7 protein-coding genes are annotated in these 17,656 nt (G+C 69.0%); all 7 read left to right on the top strand.

The window, feature by feature from the left end; translation table 11 throughout:
• Window positions 1-5: 5 nt before the first annotated feature.
• Genes BN973_RS19640 through BN973_RS19610 form a run of 7 tightly spaced genes read left to right on the top strand, consistent with a single transcriptional unit; the run spans window position 6 to window position 17,631 of the window.
• Entirely contained in the window at window positions 6-770 is a 765-nt protein-coding gene (locus BN973_RS19640) for a thioesterase II family protein (RefSeq protein WP_036470273.1), read from the top strand.
• Window positions 763-2,082, top strand: coding sequence for a beta-ketoacyl [acyl carrier protein] synthase domain-containing protein (locus BN973_RS19635; RefSeq protein WP_036470271.1), 1,320 nt, complete (start codon window positions 763-765; stop codon window positions 2,080-2,082). The genes BN973_RS19640 and BN973_RS19635 overlap by 8 nt, the downstream gene beginning before the upstream one ends.
• Window positions 2,082-5,138, top strand: a complete 3,057-nt coding sequence (gene mbtD / locus BN973_RS19630) for a mycobactin polyketide synthase MbtD (RefSeq protein WP_036470268.1) — start codon at window positions 2,082-2,084, stop codon at window positions 5,136-5,138. The genes BN973_RS19635 and mbtD overlap by 1 nt, the downstream gene beginning before the upstream one ends.
• 1 nt (window position 5,139) lies before the next feature.
• The gene (locus BN973_RS19625; protein ID WP_036470267.1) at window positions 5,140-11,724 is read left to right on the top strand and encodes a non-ribosomal peptide synthetase; all 6,585 of its coding nucleotides are present in this window, start codon (window positions 5,140-5,142) and stop codon (window positions 11,722-11,724) included.
• The gene (locus BN973_RS19620) at window positions 11,721-16,151 is read left to right on the top strand and encodes a non-ribosomal peptide synthetase (protein ID WP_036472746.1); all 4,431 of its coding nucleotides are present in this window, start codon (window positions 11,721-11,723) and stop codon (window positions 16,149-16,151) included. Before BN973_RS19625 ends, BN973_RS19620 begins: the two co-directional genes overlap by 4 nt.
• Entirely contained in the window at window positions 16,139-17,419 is a 1,281-nt protein-coding gene (gene mbtG, locus BN973_RS19615) for an NADPH-dependent L-lysine N(6)-monooxygenase MbtG (RefSeq protein ID WP_051641368.1), read from the top strand. Before BN973_RS19620 ends, mbtG begins: the two co-directional genes overlap by 13 nt.
• Window positions 17,416-17,631 carry an MbtH family protein gene (locus tag BN973_RS19610; RefSeq protein WP_036470266.1) on the top strand — a complete coding sequence of 72 codons (216 nt, stop codon included), beginning with the start codon at window positions 17,416-17,418 and terminating at the stop codon, window positions 17,629-17,631. Before mbtG ends, BN973_RS19610 begins: the two co-directional genes overlap by 4 nt.
• Window positions 17,632-17,656 lie beyond the last annotated feature (25 nt).

Here is a 17,656-nt window from a genome sequence, read left to right as displayed (position 1 = left end):
GCGCGATGACATTCCGTGACCTGATCAGCATGCCGTCGACATTTCCGTCCTGGATCAAGCTGGTCCCGGGCCGCGGCGAGAAGCCATCCGTGGGCGCCACGGTGGTGTTTCCGCACGCCGGAGCGGCCGCGGCGAGCTACCGGGTGCTGGCCGCCGCACTGGCCGCCGGCGGCGACACCTACATCGTGCAGTATCCGCAGCGCGCCGACCGGCTCGCCGAACCCGCCCACGAGACCGTGCACGACCTCGTGCTGGGGCTCTTCGAAGCCGCGCCTTGGCGCAGCGTCGCGCCGTTGCGGTTGTTCGGGCACAGCATGGGCGCCGTCGTCGCGTTCGAGTTTGCCCGCGTTGCCGAAGAGCGCGACGTCGCCGTGCAGAAGCTGTGGGCTTCCGCGGGCCCGCCGCCATGCGTCGTGGCCGACATGCCCGAACTGCCGACCAGTGATGACGGAGTACTCGCCGACATCGCCGACCTCGGCGGTACCGATCCCGAGCTGCTTGCCGACGAGGAATTCTCCGTGCTGCTGACCACCGCGATGCGTGCCGACTACCGGGCCTTCAATCGCTACGACCCCAGTCCCGACATCCGGATCGCTACCGACATTCACGTCCTGGGCGGCCGCGACGATCACCGCATCGCGATCGAGGTGCTGCGCCAGTGGGAACGGCACACCGCCGGGTCCTTCGAGCTGTCGCTGTACGAGGGCGGGCACTTCTACGTCTACGACCACGTCGACGCGATCGCCGCACAGGTGAACGCCAATGTCTGACAACGGGATCGAAACTATCGACATCGACCCCGTCGTGATCATCGGGATGGCCGTCGAAGCGCCCGGCGGCATCGACACCGCCGACAGCTATTGGGACCTGTTGGCAAACGGGCGCGAGGCGCTGGGCCCGTTTCCCACCGACCGCGGCTGGTCGGTCGCCGACCTGCTCGCCGGATCGCGGCGAAGTGGATTCAAACAAATCCACGACCGCGGCGGATTCCTCAGCGGGGCAGCCACATTCGATCCGGAATTCTTCGGCATCTCGCCCCGCGAAGCGATCGCGATGGACCCTCAGCAGCGGGTGACGCTGCGGGTGTCCTGGCGCGCGCTGGAGAACAGTGGCATCAATCCCGACGACCTGGCCGGCCACGACGTGGGCTGTTTCGTCGGCGCATCCATGACGGGGTACGGGCCCGAGATGGCCGAGTTCTCCCGGCACAGCGGCCACCTGCTGGCCGGGACGGCGCTGAGTGTGATCTCGGGCCGGGTCGCCTACACGCTGGGACTGACCGGTCCGGCGCTCACCCTCGACTCCTCGTGCGCATCGGCGCTGGTGGCCTTCCACGTCGCGGTGCGCGCCCTGCGGGACGGCGATTGCGACCTGGCGCTGGCCGGTGGGGTCAACGTCTTGGGCTCGCCGGGCTTCTTCGTCGAGTTCTCCAAGCAGCACGCCCTCTCCGACGACGGTTACTGCCGTCCGTACAGCGCGCAGGCCAGCGGCACGGTGTGGGCCGAGGGGTCGGCAATGTTTGTGCTGCAACGTAAATCGGCGGCGCTGCGGGCCGGCCGGCGGATCATCGCCGAAGTCCGGGCCACCGCCGTCAACCAGGACGGCCGCAGTGCCGGCCTGTCCGCCCCCAGCGAGGACGCGCAGGTTCGGCTGTTCCGCCGCGCGATCACCCAAGCCGGGATCAAACCCGAGGAAGTGGGGATGATCGAGGGGCATGGCACCGGTACCCGCCTCGGTGACCGCACCGAATTACGCTCGCTGGTGCAGACTTACGGCGACACCGAACCCGGCGCCGGCGCGTTGCTGGGTTCGGTGAAATCCAACGTCGGCCACTCGTTGGCCGCCGCCGGTGCGCTAGGGTTGGCCAAGGTGCTCGTCTCGGCCGAACACGGCGCCATCCCTGCCACCCTGCACGCCAGCGACGCTAGTCCTGAAATCGACTGGGACGGGCAAGGTTTGCGGTTGGCGCAGACCCTGACGCCATGGCCTGCCATCGCCGGACAACGGACGGCCGCGGCATCGGCATTCGGGATCGCAGGAACCAACGCACATCTGATCGTCTCCATGCCAGAGGTGGCGTAGTGCTCGATCACGCGTTGCCCGATGGTCGTGTCCCGGTGCTGTTGAGCTCGCACGACAAAGAGTTGATCCGTCAAGACGCGGCGGCCATCCTGGACTACCTGGACCGCAGCGGCAGCGCCGCACCGGATGTGGCGGCCGCGGTCGCGTCGACCCTGCTGAGGCTGCGCCGCGTGCGACGTCACCGCGCGGTGGTGCGCGCGGCCGACCGGGCCGAGCTCGTCGCCGGGTTGTCCGCGCTCGCCGGTGACGAAGAGCACCCCCTGATCAGCTGGTCGTCGAAGAGCTCGGCGCCGCGTATCGCGTTCGTGTTCCCGGGCCAGGGCAATCAATGGCAGGCGATGGGGACCGACGCCTACCGGCGCCTGCCGGCCTACCGGAAGTCCGTGGACGAGTGCGGGCAGGCGTTCGTCGCCGCCGGATTGCCGTCTCCGCTGCCCTATCTGGTGGGCGAGGTGGAGCAGAACTGGTCGCGCACCGAGATCCAGGGGGCACAGTTCACGCACGCGGTCAGCCTGGCCGCGGCGTGGCGAAACTACGGGGTGGTTCCCGGGGTCACCATCGGGCACAGCCTCGGCGAGGTTGCGGCGGCATACGTGGCCGCGACGATCACGCTGCCGGACGCGGTCACGCTGGTCGGCGCGCGCGCGACCGTCGTCGACCGCCTCACCGGCCGGTACGCGATGGCGGTGCTGGGGGTCGGCCTCGAAGAGGCGGAGTCCGTGCTGGCCGACGCGCCGGGCTGGCTGGAAGTGTCGGCGGTCAACGGGCCGTCCTCGACGGTGGTGTCCGGCGACCACGACGCCGTGGCCGCCGTGGTGCAACTGGCCGGGCGGCGGGGCATCTTCAATCATCAACTGTCCGTTGACTATCCGGGTCACACCAGCGCGCTACGGCCGTTGCGCACCCCGCTGATCGAGTTGATGCCCGAATCCGCCTTCCGGCGTGGAGAGGCCCGATTCGTCGGCTCCACCTTCGGAACCGAGGTGGACGGCGATATCGACTTTTCCGAGTACTGGTATGAGAACCTCTGTGGCACGGTGCGGTTCGACCGGGCCGTGCGCCACGCCCAGAAACTCGGCGTCGACACCTTTGTCGAGCTGTCCGCACACCCGTCGCTGCTGTACCCGCTCGCCGACATCGTCGACGAGGATTCGGCCGTGATCGTCGGGTCGGGGCATCGGGACAAATCCATCGCCGACTCGCTCTCGGCGAACATCGCCGCCGTCGTGACCGCCGACCCCGGTAGCCCGTGGGGCAACGCCATCCCGGAGGGCATCCAGCCGCCGCTGCCGAGGTTCCCGAACGCGCCGATGCGTGCGGTGCATCTGTGGGCGACGCCGGAGCCGCTGGCCGACGCGGTGGCAGTTCCGGCGCTTACCGTCGCCGTCGAGGACTGGCGACAGGAGAGCGCACCGACGAACGGAACGGGTTGCACCATTGGATTTTTCGGCGAGGCGGCAGCGGGCGCATTGACCCAGCGACTGATCGAGGCCGTGGCCGCCCACGACGGTTGCCAGGCGGTGCCGCTCAGCGAAGCGGACATCGTCGTGGTGATCGCCCCGGAACTCGACCAGTTGGACGCGCTCGCCGCCGTCGAGCAGATCGCCGGCCGGTCGGATGCGGGTCTACCCGATTACGCGGCGGTGATCGGCCCGCGGTGCCGGGCGGTCTGGCTACTCACCGTCGGCGCCGAACAGGTGGATCGGGATGAACCGAATGTCGCACCGGCACAGGCGGCGCTGGCCGCGATGCATCGCAGCGTCGGTTTCGAGTTTCCGGACCAGACCTTCGGGCATATAGACCTGCCGAGCCGCGAAGTCGACGCGCCGACCGCGCTGGCGGTCGTCGAAGCGCTGGTCGGCGATGGCGCCGAGATCGCGGTGCGGGGCACCGAATCGCCTCGATGCTATGTCCGGACGTTCCGGGAGTGCCGCGAATCGGCGACCAGCCGGCCGCTGGACGCCGCCGCGCTGGACAACGTGGTGATCACCGGGGGCAGCGGGGCCATCGGGCTGCAGTACGCGCGGTACTGCATCGAGCACGGGGCACGCACCGTCACCCTGTTGAGCCGCAACGGTGTTGGCCCCGACGCGTTGGCGCGGCTGGCCGAAAACCACGACGCGGTGGTCCGGGCCCCGCGCTGCGACATCACCGACCGTGTCGCGCTGTCGGCCGTCGCCTTCGAATACGCCGGCTCCGGCGCGTCGTTGCTGATCCACACCGCCGGCATCGCCAAAGCGGTTGTGCGCGAGGACCTCACCGGTGCGGATGTGGCCGAGGTATGCGACGCGAAGGTCCGCGGACTTGCGTTACTGGCCGAGGTGTGGCCGATGCGGCCCGACTGCCGAATTCTGGCCTGCTCGTCGGTGTTCGGCGCGTGGGGCGGCCACCACCACGCCGCATACGCGGCGTCCAACCGGATGCTCGACGTGCTGGCTGCCCAGTTGCGCGCCGGCGGCCGGGACTGCACGTCCATCCGGTGGGGACTGTGGCGGGCCGCCGGCGTGGTGACGGCCAACGAGATCACCCGCACCGAGCGGTCCGGCCTGGTAGCGATGGACCCCGAACCGGCGATAGCAGCCAGCCTGTACCGTTACGACGGCGACCCCCTGATTTTCGACGCGGACTTCGACCGGCTCGCGGTCTTCTTCGAAAGCCAGGGAATGCCAATGCCGTTCAGCGGCTCGAGCGGCAGCGACAGCTCCGAGCGTGACAACGGTTCCGCCGCGAAACCGCTCGCCGACGTGGTCCATGCCGAGCTGGCCGCGACACTGCACCTGGGCGATTCGTCGTCCATTGACCCGAGCGCCTCTCTGATCGACCTCGGTGTGGACTCGCTGCTCGCGCTCGATCTGCGCAAGCGGCTGCGCCGGACGGTGGGCAGCTCGGTTCCGGTCGCTCGCATGCTCGGCGGCATCACCGTGCACGAATTGATCGATGCGTTGGGCGCCGGCTCAACCGGCGCGCCGACGGCTGCGCCGAGGTTGGAAGCCGGCGCCGCTCCGATCGGGGCGCAACACACGACGCTCGCGATGCTAGAAAGGTTGGACTCCTAGCGTGACTGAAACCAATGCCAGCGCCCGGCTCGACGAAAAGCGCCTGGAATTGTTGCGCCGCAAGATCGCTGAACGCGGCCTGTCTCGGCCCGAGGCCGAGGGGCCGGTGGCGGTCGCCGACCAGCCGCGCATGTCCGGTGGTCAGCACCGGATGTGGTTCGTGCAGTCGGTCGACCCTGACAGCGCGCTACTCAACGTTTGCGTGTCGTATCGCGTTACCGGCACCGTCGACGTGGCACGGCTCGGCGACGCGGTCAACGCCGTGGCCGCGCGGCATCCGGTGCTGCACACGACCTACGAGACCGACAGCGACGGCTTCCCGTATCCGGTGATCCGGGAGGATCTGCGGCCGGAGTGGGCCGAGCACGACTTGTCGGATCTGACCGAGCAGTCCCGGCGGTTGCGGCTGGATGTGTTGGCGCAGCGCGACTTCTGCCGCCCCTTCGACCTGGCCAAGGATTCGCCGCTGCGGGTCACCGTGGCGCGTGTGTCCGCCGACGAACTGATCCTGCTGTTCACCGCCCACCACATTGCGTGGGACGACGGATCATGGACGCCGTTCTTCGCCGACCTGACGCACGCATACACCGACCCGGACGGATTCGCTGCCGCGCCGGCGGCGCCGGCGCCCGCGGTCGAGCCGGCGTTCGCCGACGCCCCAAGTCATGACGAGGACGCGGCCTACTGGCGGCCGCTGATCACGAATCTCCCCGAACCACTTGAACTTCCGGGCGCCAACGGTTCGGTGGTGCCGAGCACCTGGCGTGCCCAGCGCGCGACAACACGGCTGTCGGCCGACGTTGTCGATCGGGTAGCGGCATTGGCGCGGGAAACCGGGGCCACGCCCTACATGGTGTTGATGTCCGCGTTCGCCGCGCTGATCCAGCGCTACACCCAGTCGAGCGACTTTCTGGTCGCGGTCCCGGTGCTCAATCGCGGCGTCGGGACCGAGAACGCCATCGGCTACTACGGCAACACCGTCGTCATCCGGCTACAACCGCACTCCCACCAGACATTCCGGGAACTGCTGGCCCAAACCCGCGACAGCGCCGTCGGCGCCTTCGCGCATTCACGCGCCGACCTGGATTGGCTGGTGCGCGAATCAAATCCCGATCGCCGCCACGGTGCGGACCGGATGACCCGGGTGAGCTTCGGACAGCGCGACGCCGATGGCCCCGGCTTCTGCCCGCCGGGCGTGCGGTGCGCGCGTGCCGAGCTGCGCGGCCACTTCAACCAGCTGCCACTGAATTTCATGGTGGAGCTGGAGCGCACGGCCGACGGCGGCGGATTGGTCGAGGCCGAGTATCTGGTCGAGGTGCTGGATCGTCCGCTGGTGGAGCAGCTGCTGCGGCACTACGCGGTATTGCTGGACAGCGCGTTGAGCAACCCCGACTCGACGCTGTCGGCGTGCGCGCTGATGGATAGCGAAGACGCCGAGTGGCTGCGCCAAATGTCGACCGGCGAAGAGTTCATCACGCCGGCGGCAACGTTGCCCGAGCTGGTCAGTCGGCGCGCGGCGTCCTCGCCCGATGCCGTGGCCGTCGGCTACGAGGGCCGCAACTACACCTACCGGGAGATCGACGAAGAGTCGAACCGGGTGGCGCACTGGCTCGTCGAGCAAGGTATCGGCACCGAGGACCGGGTCGCACTGCTGCTGGACAAGTCGCCCGAACTCGTCATCACAGCGCTGGGCATCCTCAAGGCGGGCGCGGTGTACATGCCCGTGGACCCCACCTACCCCAAGGATCGAATCTCGTTCATCCTTGGTGATGCGGACGCCAAACTGGTTCTGCGCGAATCAATTACCGGCTTGTCGAACTACCCGGTCACCGCACCGGAGTTGATTCGCCCGCTGAGCCCGTACAACACCGCCTACCTGATCTACACGTCGGGTTCGACCGGGCTGCCCAAGGGTGTTCCGGTACCGCACGCGCCGATCGCCGAATACTTCGTCTGGTTCGGCGACGAATACCAGGTCGACGCGACGGAATCGCTGCTTCAGGTCGCCTCGCCCAGCTTCGACGTGTCGATGGGCGAAATCTTCGGCACGCTGATCATGGGCGCCCGGCTGGTCATCCCGCGGCCCGACGGACTGCGCGACATCGGCTATTTGACCGATCTGCTCAGCCGCGAAGGCATCACCTCGATGCACTTCGTGCCGTCGCTGCTGGGGCTCTTCCTATCGCTGCCCGGCGTCAACCAGTGGCGCACGCTGCGCCGGGTGCCGATCGGCGGGGAGGCACTGCCCGGGGAGGTCGCCGACAAGTTCCACGCCACCTTCGACGCGCTGCTGTACAACTTCTACGGACCGACCGAAACCGTGGTCAACTGCACCAGTTACCCGGTGCAGGGCACCCAAGGCACCCGCATCGTCCCGATCGGCCGGCCCAAGATCAATACGCAGGTGTATCTGCTCGACGATGCGCTGCAGCCGGTACCGGTCGGCGTGATCGGCGAGATCTACATCGCCGGAACACATGTCGCGCAGGGATACCACCGGCGGCCGGGGCTGACGGCGGAACGCTTCGTCGCCGACCCGTTCACTCCCGGCGGGCGGATGTACCGCTCGGGCGACCTTGCCCGGCGCAACGCCGACGGAGACATCGAATTCGTCGGCCGCGCCGACGAGCAGGTGAAGATCCGCGGCTTCCGCATCGAGCTCGGCGAAATCGCCGCCGCCATCTCGGTCGACCCCAGCGTCGGACAGGCCGTCGTGCTGGCCGTCGACCTGCCCCGGCTGGGCAAGAGCCTGGTCGGCTACGTGACCCCGGCCCCGCACTGTGACACCGAATCCGTTGACGTCGAACGGATCCGGGCCCGGGTCGCCGCGGCGCTGCCGGACTACATGACCCCGGCCGGCTACGTGGTGCTCGACGAGATCCCGATGACCACGCACCAGAAGATCGACCGCGCCGCCCTGCCGCAACCGGAGATCGCGGCCGGCGCCGAATACCGCGATCCGGCGACTGCGACCGAACGTCGCATCGCCGCACTGTTTTCCACGCTGCTCGGCCACGACCGGGTGGGTGTCGACGATTCGTTCTTCGACTTGGGTGGCCACTCGCTGGTGGCCACCAAACTGGTCACCGCGATCCGCTCGGATTGCGGTGTGGAGATCGGCATCCGCGACGTGTTCGAGCTGGGGACGGTGGGCCGGCTGGCCGAGCGGGTCGACCAGCTGGGTTCTGGCGCGCTCGTGGAGTCGCGACCCAAGCTGATCGCGACCGCGCACGACGAACCGCTGCCGCTGTCGGCGTCACAGCTGCGCAGCTGGTTCGCATACCGCCTCGACGGGCCCAGCTGGGTCAACAACATTCCGTTCGCCGCGAAACTAAGCGGGCCTTGGGACATCGAGGCGTTGATCGCCGCCATCGGCGACGTCGTCGACCGCCACGAAATCCTTCGCACCAGCTACGTCGAAATCGACGGCGTGCCATATCAAGTGGTCAACCCGGCCGGTGATCTGCCGATCCGCCGCGCGGCCTTCGACGGTGCAGACAAGGACAGCGAAGCCTGGCTGACCCAACAGCTGGACATCGAACGCCAGCACTGCTTCGAGCTCGACGCTGAGCGTCCGATCCGAATCGCTTTGCTGCGCACCGGCATTGACACGGGCGACTATGTGATGTCGTTCGTCGTCCACCACATCGCCTCCGACCACTGGTCGGCGGGCGTGCTGTTCTCCGACGTGCTCACCGCGTACCGGGCCCGGCGGGCGGGCGAGGCTCCGTCCTGGGCGCCGCTGCGCGTGCAGTACGCCGATTACGCGGCATGGCAGAGCGCGTTCCTGGGCGATTCCAATGGCCAGGAGTCCGCTGTCGCCCTCGAGCAACGGGAGTACTGGACCCGGCAGCTGGCCGGAATGCCGGAGGACACCGGACTGCGGCCGGACTTTGCCCGCCGGCCGGTGCCCAGCGGCGCGGGTGAATCCGTCGACTTTCGCATCGACGCGGCCACCCGCGGCAAGCTCGCCGAGTTGTGCCGCGAGTTGGGCATCACCGAATTCATGCTGCTGCAAACGGCCGTCGCCGTGGTGCTGCACAAGGCCGGTGGGGGCGTGGACATTCCGTTGGGCACCCCGGTTGCCGGACGTACCGAAGCCGAATTGGACCAGCTGATCGGCTTTTTCGTCAACATCCTGGTGCTGCGCAACAACCTCGACGGTAACCCGACGTTGCGTGAACTGCTGGCTCGGGCGCGTGAAACGGCGCTGGCCGCCTACGCCCACCAGGATCTGCCGTTCGACCGGGTGGTCGACAGCGTGAGCCCGGTGCGTTCGCTGTCGCGCAACCCGCTGTTCCAGGTCGTGGTGCACGTGCGCGAACACCTGCCGGCCACCCGGGTCATCGATTCGGGGCACGACGGCCGCGACGGCGCGGACACGGTGTGCACCTCGCTGGATCCGATCTTCGACATGGCGCATGCCGACCTCAGCGTCAACTTCCTGGGCGTCGACGGTACTGACGGCGCGGGATACAACTGCAACGTCATCTTCCGGACCGAGCTGTACAGCCGGTCGACGATCGAACGGGTGGCCGGCTGGCTGGCCCGGATCATCACCGAGTTCGCCGACAATGTCGATCAGACGCTGCGCGATGTCGCGGTGATCGATGACGACGAACAGCGCCGCATCCTGACCGAGTGGAGCCGCGGTCCCCGCGCGCCACAGGACCGGGCGCGCACCATTCCGGAATTGCTGGCCCCCAGCCGGAATTGGGGCGCCGACCGGATCGCCGTGCGCTGCGGTGACGAGCAGATCGACTATCCGGCGCTGCACCGCCGTTCGGACAACCTGGCGGCACTGCTGGCCGAACACGGGGTGACCCCGGGGTCGCTCGTCGGGCTCTCGACACGACGCGGCATCGACATGGTGGTGGCGCTGGTGGCCATCATGAAGGCGGGCGCCGGCTATTTCCCGATCGACCCCGGTTATCCGCTGGCACGTAAGCAATTCATGCTCGAGGACGTCGTGCCGCCGGTGGTGCTGGCGACGGCCGACGCCGCCGACAGCACACCGGAAGTGTCCGGGGTCACGGTGATTTCGCTGGACGACCCGCGGGTGCGTGCGGCGGTGGAGAGCAGCGACGCGGTGGACCCGCCGGCGACCGCACCCCATCCCGACGACCCGATGTATTTGGTGTTCACATCCGGGTCCACCGGCAAGCCGAAGGGCGCGGTGGGCACGCATCGGTCGATGTCGGCCCGGCTGGATTGGCAGCTGCGGCATTACCCGCCGTGCGCCAACGACATTCGCCTGGCGCAGGCCTCCATCACCTTCCTCGAGGGCGGAATGGAAATGCTGGCCGGGTTGGCGGCTGGGGCCACGATGATCCTCGCCGACGACGCCGAGCACCGGGACGCCGAAGCGCTGGCGGCGCTGATGGACCGGCATTCGGTGGCGCAGGTGACCGCGGTGCCCAGCCTGGTCTCCGCGCTCGTCGACACCCGGCCCGATGTGGTGCGATCGCTGTCCCGGCTGGTCTGCGGTGGCGAGCCGGTGAGCACGTCGCTGCTCGAGCGGCTGGTGGCCGCGTGCGCCGACAACGCCGACATCGAGTTGCTGAACAATATCGGCTCCACCGAGACCTCCGGTGCGGTCTCCCGCGGGCGGCTTGGTCTGCCGAATCCGTTGGTGGGCAAGCCGGTAGCCGGTGCCGAGGCCTACCTGCTCGATGACCGCCTGCGCCCCGTGCCGGTCGGTGTGGTCGGCGAACTGTACTACGCCGGCGACCAGTTGGCCCGGGGTTACTGGAAGCGCTCGGGCCTGACCGCAACGCGGTTTGTCGCCAATCCGTATGCCCTGCAACCCGGGTCGCGCCTGTACCGCAGCGGAGATCTGGCTCGGTGGACGCAGGACGGCCAGCTCGAATTCGCCGGCCGCATCGACCACCAGGTCAACGTGCGGGGCTTCCGGGTCGAGTTGGGCGAGCTGGAGGCCGCGCTGACGGCGGCCGACGGGGTGGCCGCCGCGGCCGCCCGCACCTGGGAGGTGCGCGGCGGTCTGTCCCTGGCCGGATACGTTGTGCCGCAACGGCCGATCGTCGACGACGCGGAGAAGGCGGCGTTCGCGAGTGCGGTGCGCGCCGCGGTTGCCACGACGCTGCCGGCATACATGATGCCGTCGTCGTTGACCGTACTCGACGCCCTACCCAAGACCGAGTCGGGCAAGCTGAACCGCCCCGGCCTGCCGCAGCCATCGGTCAGCACCACCGCCCAGGCCGAACCGGCGCGCACCGAGACCGAGCGCGCGCTGGCCACGGTCTTCGCCGAACTGCTGTCGACGCCGGAAGTCGGGCGCTTCGACGACTTCTTCGCCCTCGGCGGTGACAGCATCCTGTCGGTGCAGCTGTCGGCGCGGGCGCGCGCCGCCGGCCTGCCGGTCAGCCCGCGCATGGTGTTCGAGCATCCGACGCCTGCGCAATTGGCCGCCGCCCTGGACGCGTTGGGTGACGGCCAGGTCGACGCCGATCCGGCCGCCGTGCCGGCCGACACCCGTTTCGAGCCGATGGCCGCGTCCGGACTGTCGGCGGACGATCTGGCTGCCGTGTCGCAGCTGTGGTCGTCGTCGCGCGACGGCACGTCATGACAGCCACCAAAGCCGATGTCGCACCCGACATCGAGGACGTGATGGCGCTGAGCCCCCTGCAGGAGGGCCTGTATTCGCTGAGCGCGCTGACCGAATTCGTCGACGGCGAAGCGGCCGACGATCCGTACATGATCGGAATGGCCGCCGACATCTCCGGCGTTCTCGACGTCGAGCTGTTGCGCGACTGCGCCACAAAGATGTTGGTGCGACACCCCAACCTGCGGGCGAGCTTCTTCAGCCGCGGGATCGCGCGCCCGGTTCAGATCGTGCCGGCGCGGGTCGAGTTGCCCTGGCAGCTCGTCAAGGCCTCGCCCGACGAGGTGCAGGCGCTGGAGGTGGGCGAACGCCGGAGACCGTTCGATCTGGAACGCGGGCCGGCCATGCGTTTCATGCTGATCGAATTGCCGGGCCCACGATGGCGTTTGTTGATCACCGCCCACCACATCGTGATCGACGGCTGGTCGCTGCCGGTGTTCGTCAACGAGCTGATGACCTTGTACGCCGCCGGGGGAGACCCGGCCGCCCTGCCCGCGGCGCCGCGCCCGTACCGCGACTACATCGGGTGGCTGGCGAGCCGCGATCCGGAAGCCAGCCAACGGGTTTGGCGCCAGCACCTGGCCGGCCTGCCCGGTCCCACCTTGCTGGCCGCCGCGCTGGGGTCGGCCGAGGCGGCCGAGGGCCAGGCGACGGGCTTGCCGCGCACCACCGAACTGCGGCTGTCGCCCGAGGTCGCCGAACGACTGGTCGAAGGCACCCGCTCGCGCGGGATCACCGTCAGCACCCTGATGCAAATGGCTTGGGCCCTGGTGTTGTCGCGGCTGACCGACACCCGCGATGTGGTGTTCGGCGTCACCGTCTCCGGCCGGCCACCCGAACTTTCCGGCGTCGAGACGATGATCGGCCTGTTCATCAACACCGTGCCGATGCGGGTGCAGCTCGACCCGGCCGCCGGCGTCGGTGATCAGTGCCGCGCCGTGCAACGCAATGCCGCGCTGTTGCGCGAGCACGGCTATCTCGGGCACGCACAGCTGCGCGCGCTGGGCGGGGTGGGCGAAATGTTCGACACCCTGTTGGTCTACGAGAACTTCCCGATGGACGGGCTGGTCGCCGGAGGCGAATTGACCGCCGGGAGTGCGAGATTCCGGCCGTCGCAGCTGGAGAGCCTGTCCCATTTCCCGATCGCGATCGCCGCCCATCTGGAGGGCCGTGAGCTGGTGGTGCTGGTCGAGGTGCTCGACGGCGCACTGGGCGCCACCTCCGCCGAGCGGCTGGGCCGGCGGGTGATGGCCACCGCTGAGCGGTTGCTGCACGGGTGGGAGCGGCCGCTGCGCGAGGTCAGCGTCCTGTTCGAGGACGAGGCCGTCACGACCCAAGGTGCAGTGGCCCCGCCGGCGGTCGGCATCCACGCCCGGTTCGCCGCGGTCGCGGCGAAGACGCCCGACAGCGTCGCCGTCAGCTGGGCGGGCGGCGCCCTGAGCTACCGCGAGCTCGACGCACGCGCCACCGGGCTGGCTGCCCGGCTGGCCGAGCGCGGGGTGCAGTCCGAAACCCCAGTGGCGATCCGGCTTTTCCGCGGCCCGGAGTACATCGTTGCGATGCTCGCGGTGCTCAAAGCCGGCGGCATGTGCGTGCCGATGGAGCCGGGGCTGCCCCCCGAACGGGTGGAGTCGATTCTGCGTCAAACCGGGGCGTCGATCGTCTTGGACGAGAGGCTGGCCGAGCAACTGCTGAGGGCCGGCAACCGGGACGCCGCCGACTTCCACGCCGTCGACGTGCCGCCGGAGCAGGCCGCATATGTCGTCTTCACATCCGGGACGACGGGAGAACCCAAGGGGGTCATAGGAACTCACGCGGCCGTCAACGCGTATGCCGACGATCATCTGGACAGCGTGCTGCGGCCCGCGGCCGCCCGGCTGGGTCGCCCGCTGCGGATCGCACATGCGTGGTCGTTCGCGTTCGACGCCGCCTGGCAGCCCCTGGTCGCGTTGCTCGACGGCCACGGGGTGCACGTCGTCGACGAGCGGACCCAGACCGACGCCGAGGCGCTCGTCGCGGCGATCGCCGAGCACGGCGTCGACATGATCGACACCACGCCGTCGATGTTCGCCCAGCTGACCGCCTGCGGGTTGCTCAGCACGGTGCCGCTGGCGGTGCTGGCGCTGGGCGGCGAGGCGCTCGGTAAGTCCGCGTGGACGCTGATCCGCGGCGAATGCGCACGAAACCGGTTGCGCGCGTTCAACTGTTACGGACCGACCGAAACCACCGTCGAGGCGGTGGTGGCCGCGATCGCGGACTACGAGGAGCCGTCGATCGGACGGCCGACCCGCTACACCCGCGGCTACGTGCTGGACTCGGGGCTGCGCCCGGTGCCCGTCGGGGCGACCGGTGAGCTTTATCTGGCCGGCGCGCAGCTGGCCCGCGGTTACCTGGGCCGCCCGGGGGAGACGAGCCACCGATTCCTCGCCGATCCGTTCGCGGCCGGCGAGCGGATGTACCGCACCGGCGATTTGGTGCGTCGCGGTCCCGACGGCTCACTGCAGTACGTGGGGCGCGCCGACGCGCAGGTGAAGATTCGGGGCTACCGGGTCGAGCCGGGCGAGATCGCGGCCGTATTGGAGTCGCACCCCGCCGTCCAGCACGCCGGTGTTCTGGTGCGGCGTCTGGAAACCGGTGCGCGGCTGACCGCTTACGTGGTGCTTGCGGGTGCGCAGAAACCGCCGATCGCGGAGCTGCGTGCCATGCTCGGTACCCGGTTGCCGCGCTATATGATTCCGCAGCGCATTGTCACGGTCGACGAAATCCCGCTGACCGCGAATGGCAAGCTGGACGAGGCCGCGCTGAGTGCATTCGATGCGGCCGAGACCGCCGAAGCCGGGTCCGATCCGGAAACGCCCACGGAAGCCACACTGGCCGAAGTGCTCTCGGAGCTGCTGCACCTGCCCCGGGTCGACGTCGCCGCCGACTTCGTGCAGCTGGGCCTGGACAGCATCATGGCGTTGTCGGTGGTGCAGGCGGCCCGGGCGCGGGGTCTCGCGTTGCGGGCCAGGCTCATCCTCGACTGCGTCAACGTCCGGGAGCTTGCGGAGGCGATCGACTCCGAAACTGCCTCTGCTGCAACCGATGTCGAAGACGACGCCGGGCCGATGCCGGTGCTGCCCAACGGCCGCTGGCTCTACGAATACGGCGAGCCTCGCCGGCTGGCGCAGTCCGAAGCCATCCGGTTACCCGACGGCGTCAGCCGCGAGCAACTGGACGCGGCGCTGGCAAGCATCATCGCGGGGCACGAGGTGTTGCGCACGCGATTGGACCGCGCCGCGATGACCCTGGTGCCCGCGGAAGTCACCGAGACCCTGATCGACGAGGTAGCGGTCCTTGACGATCTGCAAGCCGTGGTTCCCGGGCACGTCGCCGGCGCCCTCGACCGGCTTGACCCCGAGCGCGGGGTGATGCTGGCCGCGGTGTGGCTTCGCCCACCGACCGGAGCGAGTGTTCTGCTGCTGGCCGCCCACGTGTTGGCGATGGATCCGGCGTCCTGGAGGGTCGTGCTCGGCGAGCTGGACGCCGCGCTACGGGCGTTGGCCACCGGCCACTCGCCCGCACCGATCCGGGAGCACACCAGTTACCGGCGCTGGGCCGCCGCCCTGCGCGAGCGTGCCGCCCGGCTGGACACCGCGCACTTCTGGGCGGCCCAGCTCGAAGGCGATGATCCCGACCTCGGTGCCCGGCGGGTTGATCCGGGCCGCGACCGGGCCCGCGATCTGATGGTCCGCATGGTCGCCGCCGATGCGGACATCACCCGCCGGCTGCTGGATTGCGGCCTGCCGTTGCCGCATCTGCTGGTGGCTGCCACGGCGACGATGGTGACGCGCTGGCGGCAGCGGCGAAACCAGGCCACCCCGCCGCCGCTGTTGGCACTGGAAACCCATGGCCGCGCAGACGGTTTGGTCGACGAGCACGGCGCGCACACCATCGATACCGGCGACACGGTCGGACTGCTCAGTTCCATCTATCCGGTGCGGGTGCCCTCGGCCGACCCGCGCCGGGTCGGGGAAGATCTGGCCGCCATTCCCGGGGACGGACTCGATTACGGCCTGCTGCGCTTTCTGCGCAATGACAGCGCCGAGCGCCTGACGCCGCTGCCCGGCCCCCAGGTGTTGCTGAACTATCTCGGCGCGGCCCACACCGGAGGCGGGACCGTGCTGAAGCTGGAGCGCGAACTGCTGGCCGGGGTGTCGCCGCAGCCGGAACCGGATCTGGCGGTGCGTCACGAACTCACGGTCGTGGCCACCGTGCTGCCCTTCGACGGGCAGCGTGTCCTGGCCGCACAGTGGCGCGCGCTGCCCGACATTCTCGACGACGCGGACATATCTGCGTTGCAACAACTTTGGATCGAATCACTGCGGGAGGTGGTGACATGGGCACGCTAGCGATCCTCGGCGCCGGCGCCAAGGCGGTGGCGGTGGCCGCCAAGGCCAAGGTTTTGCGCGACATGGGCGTCGAGGCCCCCGACGTGATCGCAGTCGAACGCACCGGGGTCGGGGCGAACTGGCAGGCGAGCGGTGGCTGGACCGACGGGGCGCACCGGCTGGGTACCAGCCCGGAAAAAGATGTCGGGTTTCCCTACCGGTCGGCGCTGGTGCCACGCCGCAACGCCGAACTCGACGAGCTGATGACCCGCTACAGCTGGCAGTCCTACCTGATCGCGACCGCGTCGTTCGCCGAGTGGATCGACCGGGGCAGACCCGCTCCGCCGCACCGCAAATGGAGTCAGTACCTGGGTTGGGTCGCCGACCAGGTCGGCATGAACGTGGTGCACGGCGAGGTCGACGGGCTGGGCGTCGAAGGTGAGCGCTGGGCGCTGCACACCCACGAGACCACCGTGCACGCGGACGCGTTGATGATCACCGGCCCGGGCCAGGCGGAGAAATCATTGCTGCCCGGCAACCCGCGCATGATGTCGATTGCCCAGTTCTGGGATCGCGCCGCGGGCCACGACCGCATCACCGCGGAGCGGGTGGCGGTGATCGGTGGCGGTGAGACCGCCGCGTCGATGCTCAATGAGCTTTTCCGGCACCGGGTTTCGACAATTACCGTCATTTCACCGCAAGTGACGTTGTTTACCCGCGGCGAGAGCTTCTTCGAGAACTCGTTGTTCTCCGATCCCACCGACTGGACCGCGCTGACGCTGGACGAGCGTCGGGATGCGTTGGCGCGCACCGACCGCGGTGTGTTCTCGGCGAGCGTGCAAGAAGCGCTGCTGGCCGACGACCGGATCCGGCACCTGCGCGGCCGGGTCGCGCACGCGGTGGGCCGCGACGGGCAGATCCGACTGACGCTGTCCACCAACCGGTTCAGCGAGAACCTGGAGACGGTGCACGGATTCGATCTCGTAATCGACGGCTCCGGGGCCGACGCGCTCTGGTTCACCTCGCTGTTCAGCCAGGAGGCCCTCGACACCCTCGAGCTCGGCCTGGGCGGACCGCTCGCGTCGGATCGCCTGCAGGAGGGGATCGGCTACGACCTGTCCCTGAGCGACGTCACCCCCAAGTTGTTCCTGCCCAACTTGTCCGGCCTCACCCAGGGGCCGGGATTTCCCAACCTGAGCTGTCTGGGCCTGCTGTCGGACCGGGTGCTGGGGTCTTGGGTTGGTCCGGCGGGTTTGTCCAGATACCAAACGATGGTGGAGAAGCGATGAGCACTAATCCTTTCGACGACGACAACGGCACCTTCTTCGTGTTGGTCAATGACGAAGAGCAGCACAGTCTGTGGCCTACCTTCACCGCCGTTCCGGCGGGGTGGCGCGTGGTGTACGGCGAAGCCACCCGGGCCGAGTGCCTGGACTATGTCGAACAAAACTGGCCCGACATCCGGCCGAAGAGCCTGCGGGACTCCATCGTCGGGGGCTGATCGGCCCCTTGGCCGGCGAAGCCGA

It is taken from the genome of Mycobacterium triplex, from assembly GCF_000689255.1.
Classification (GTDB): domain Bacteria; phylum Actinomycetota; class Actinomycetes; order Mycobacteriales; family Mycobacteriaceae; genus Mycobacterium; species Mycobacterium triplex.
Note: the sequence above shows the minus strand (reverse complement) of the source record. Positions and strands in the feature narration are given on the sequence as shown.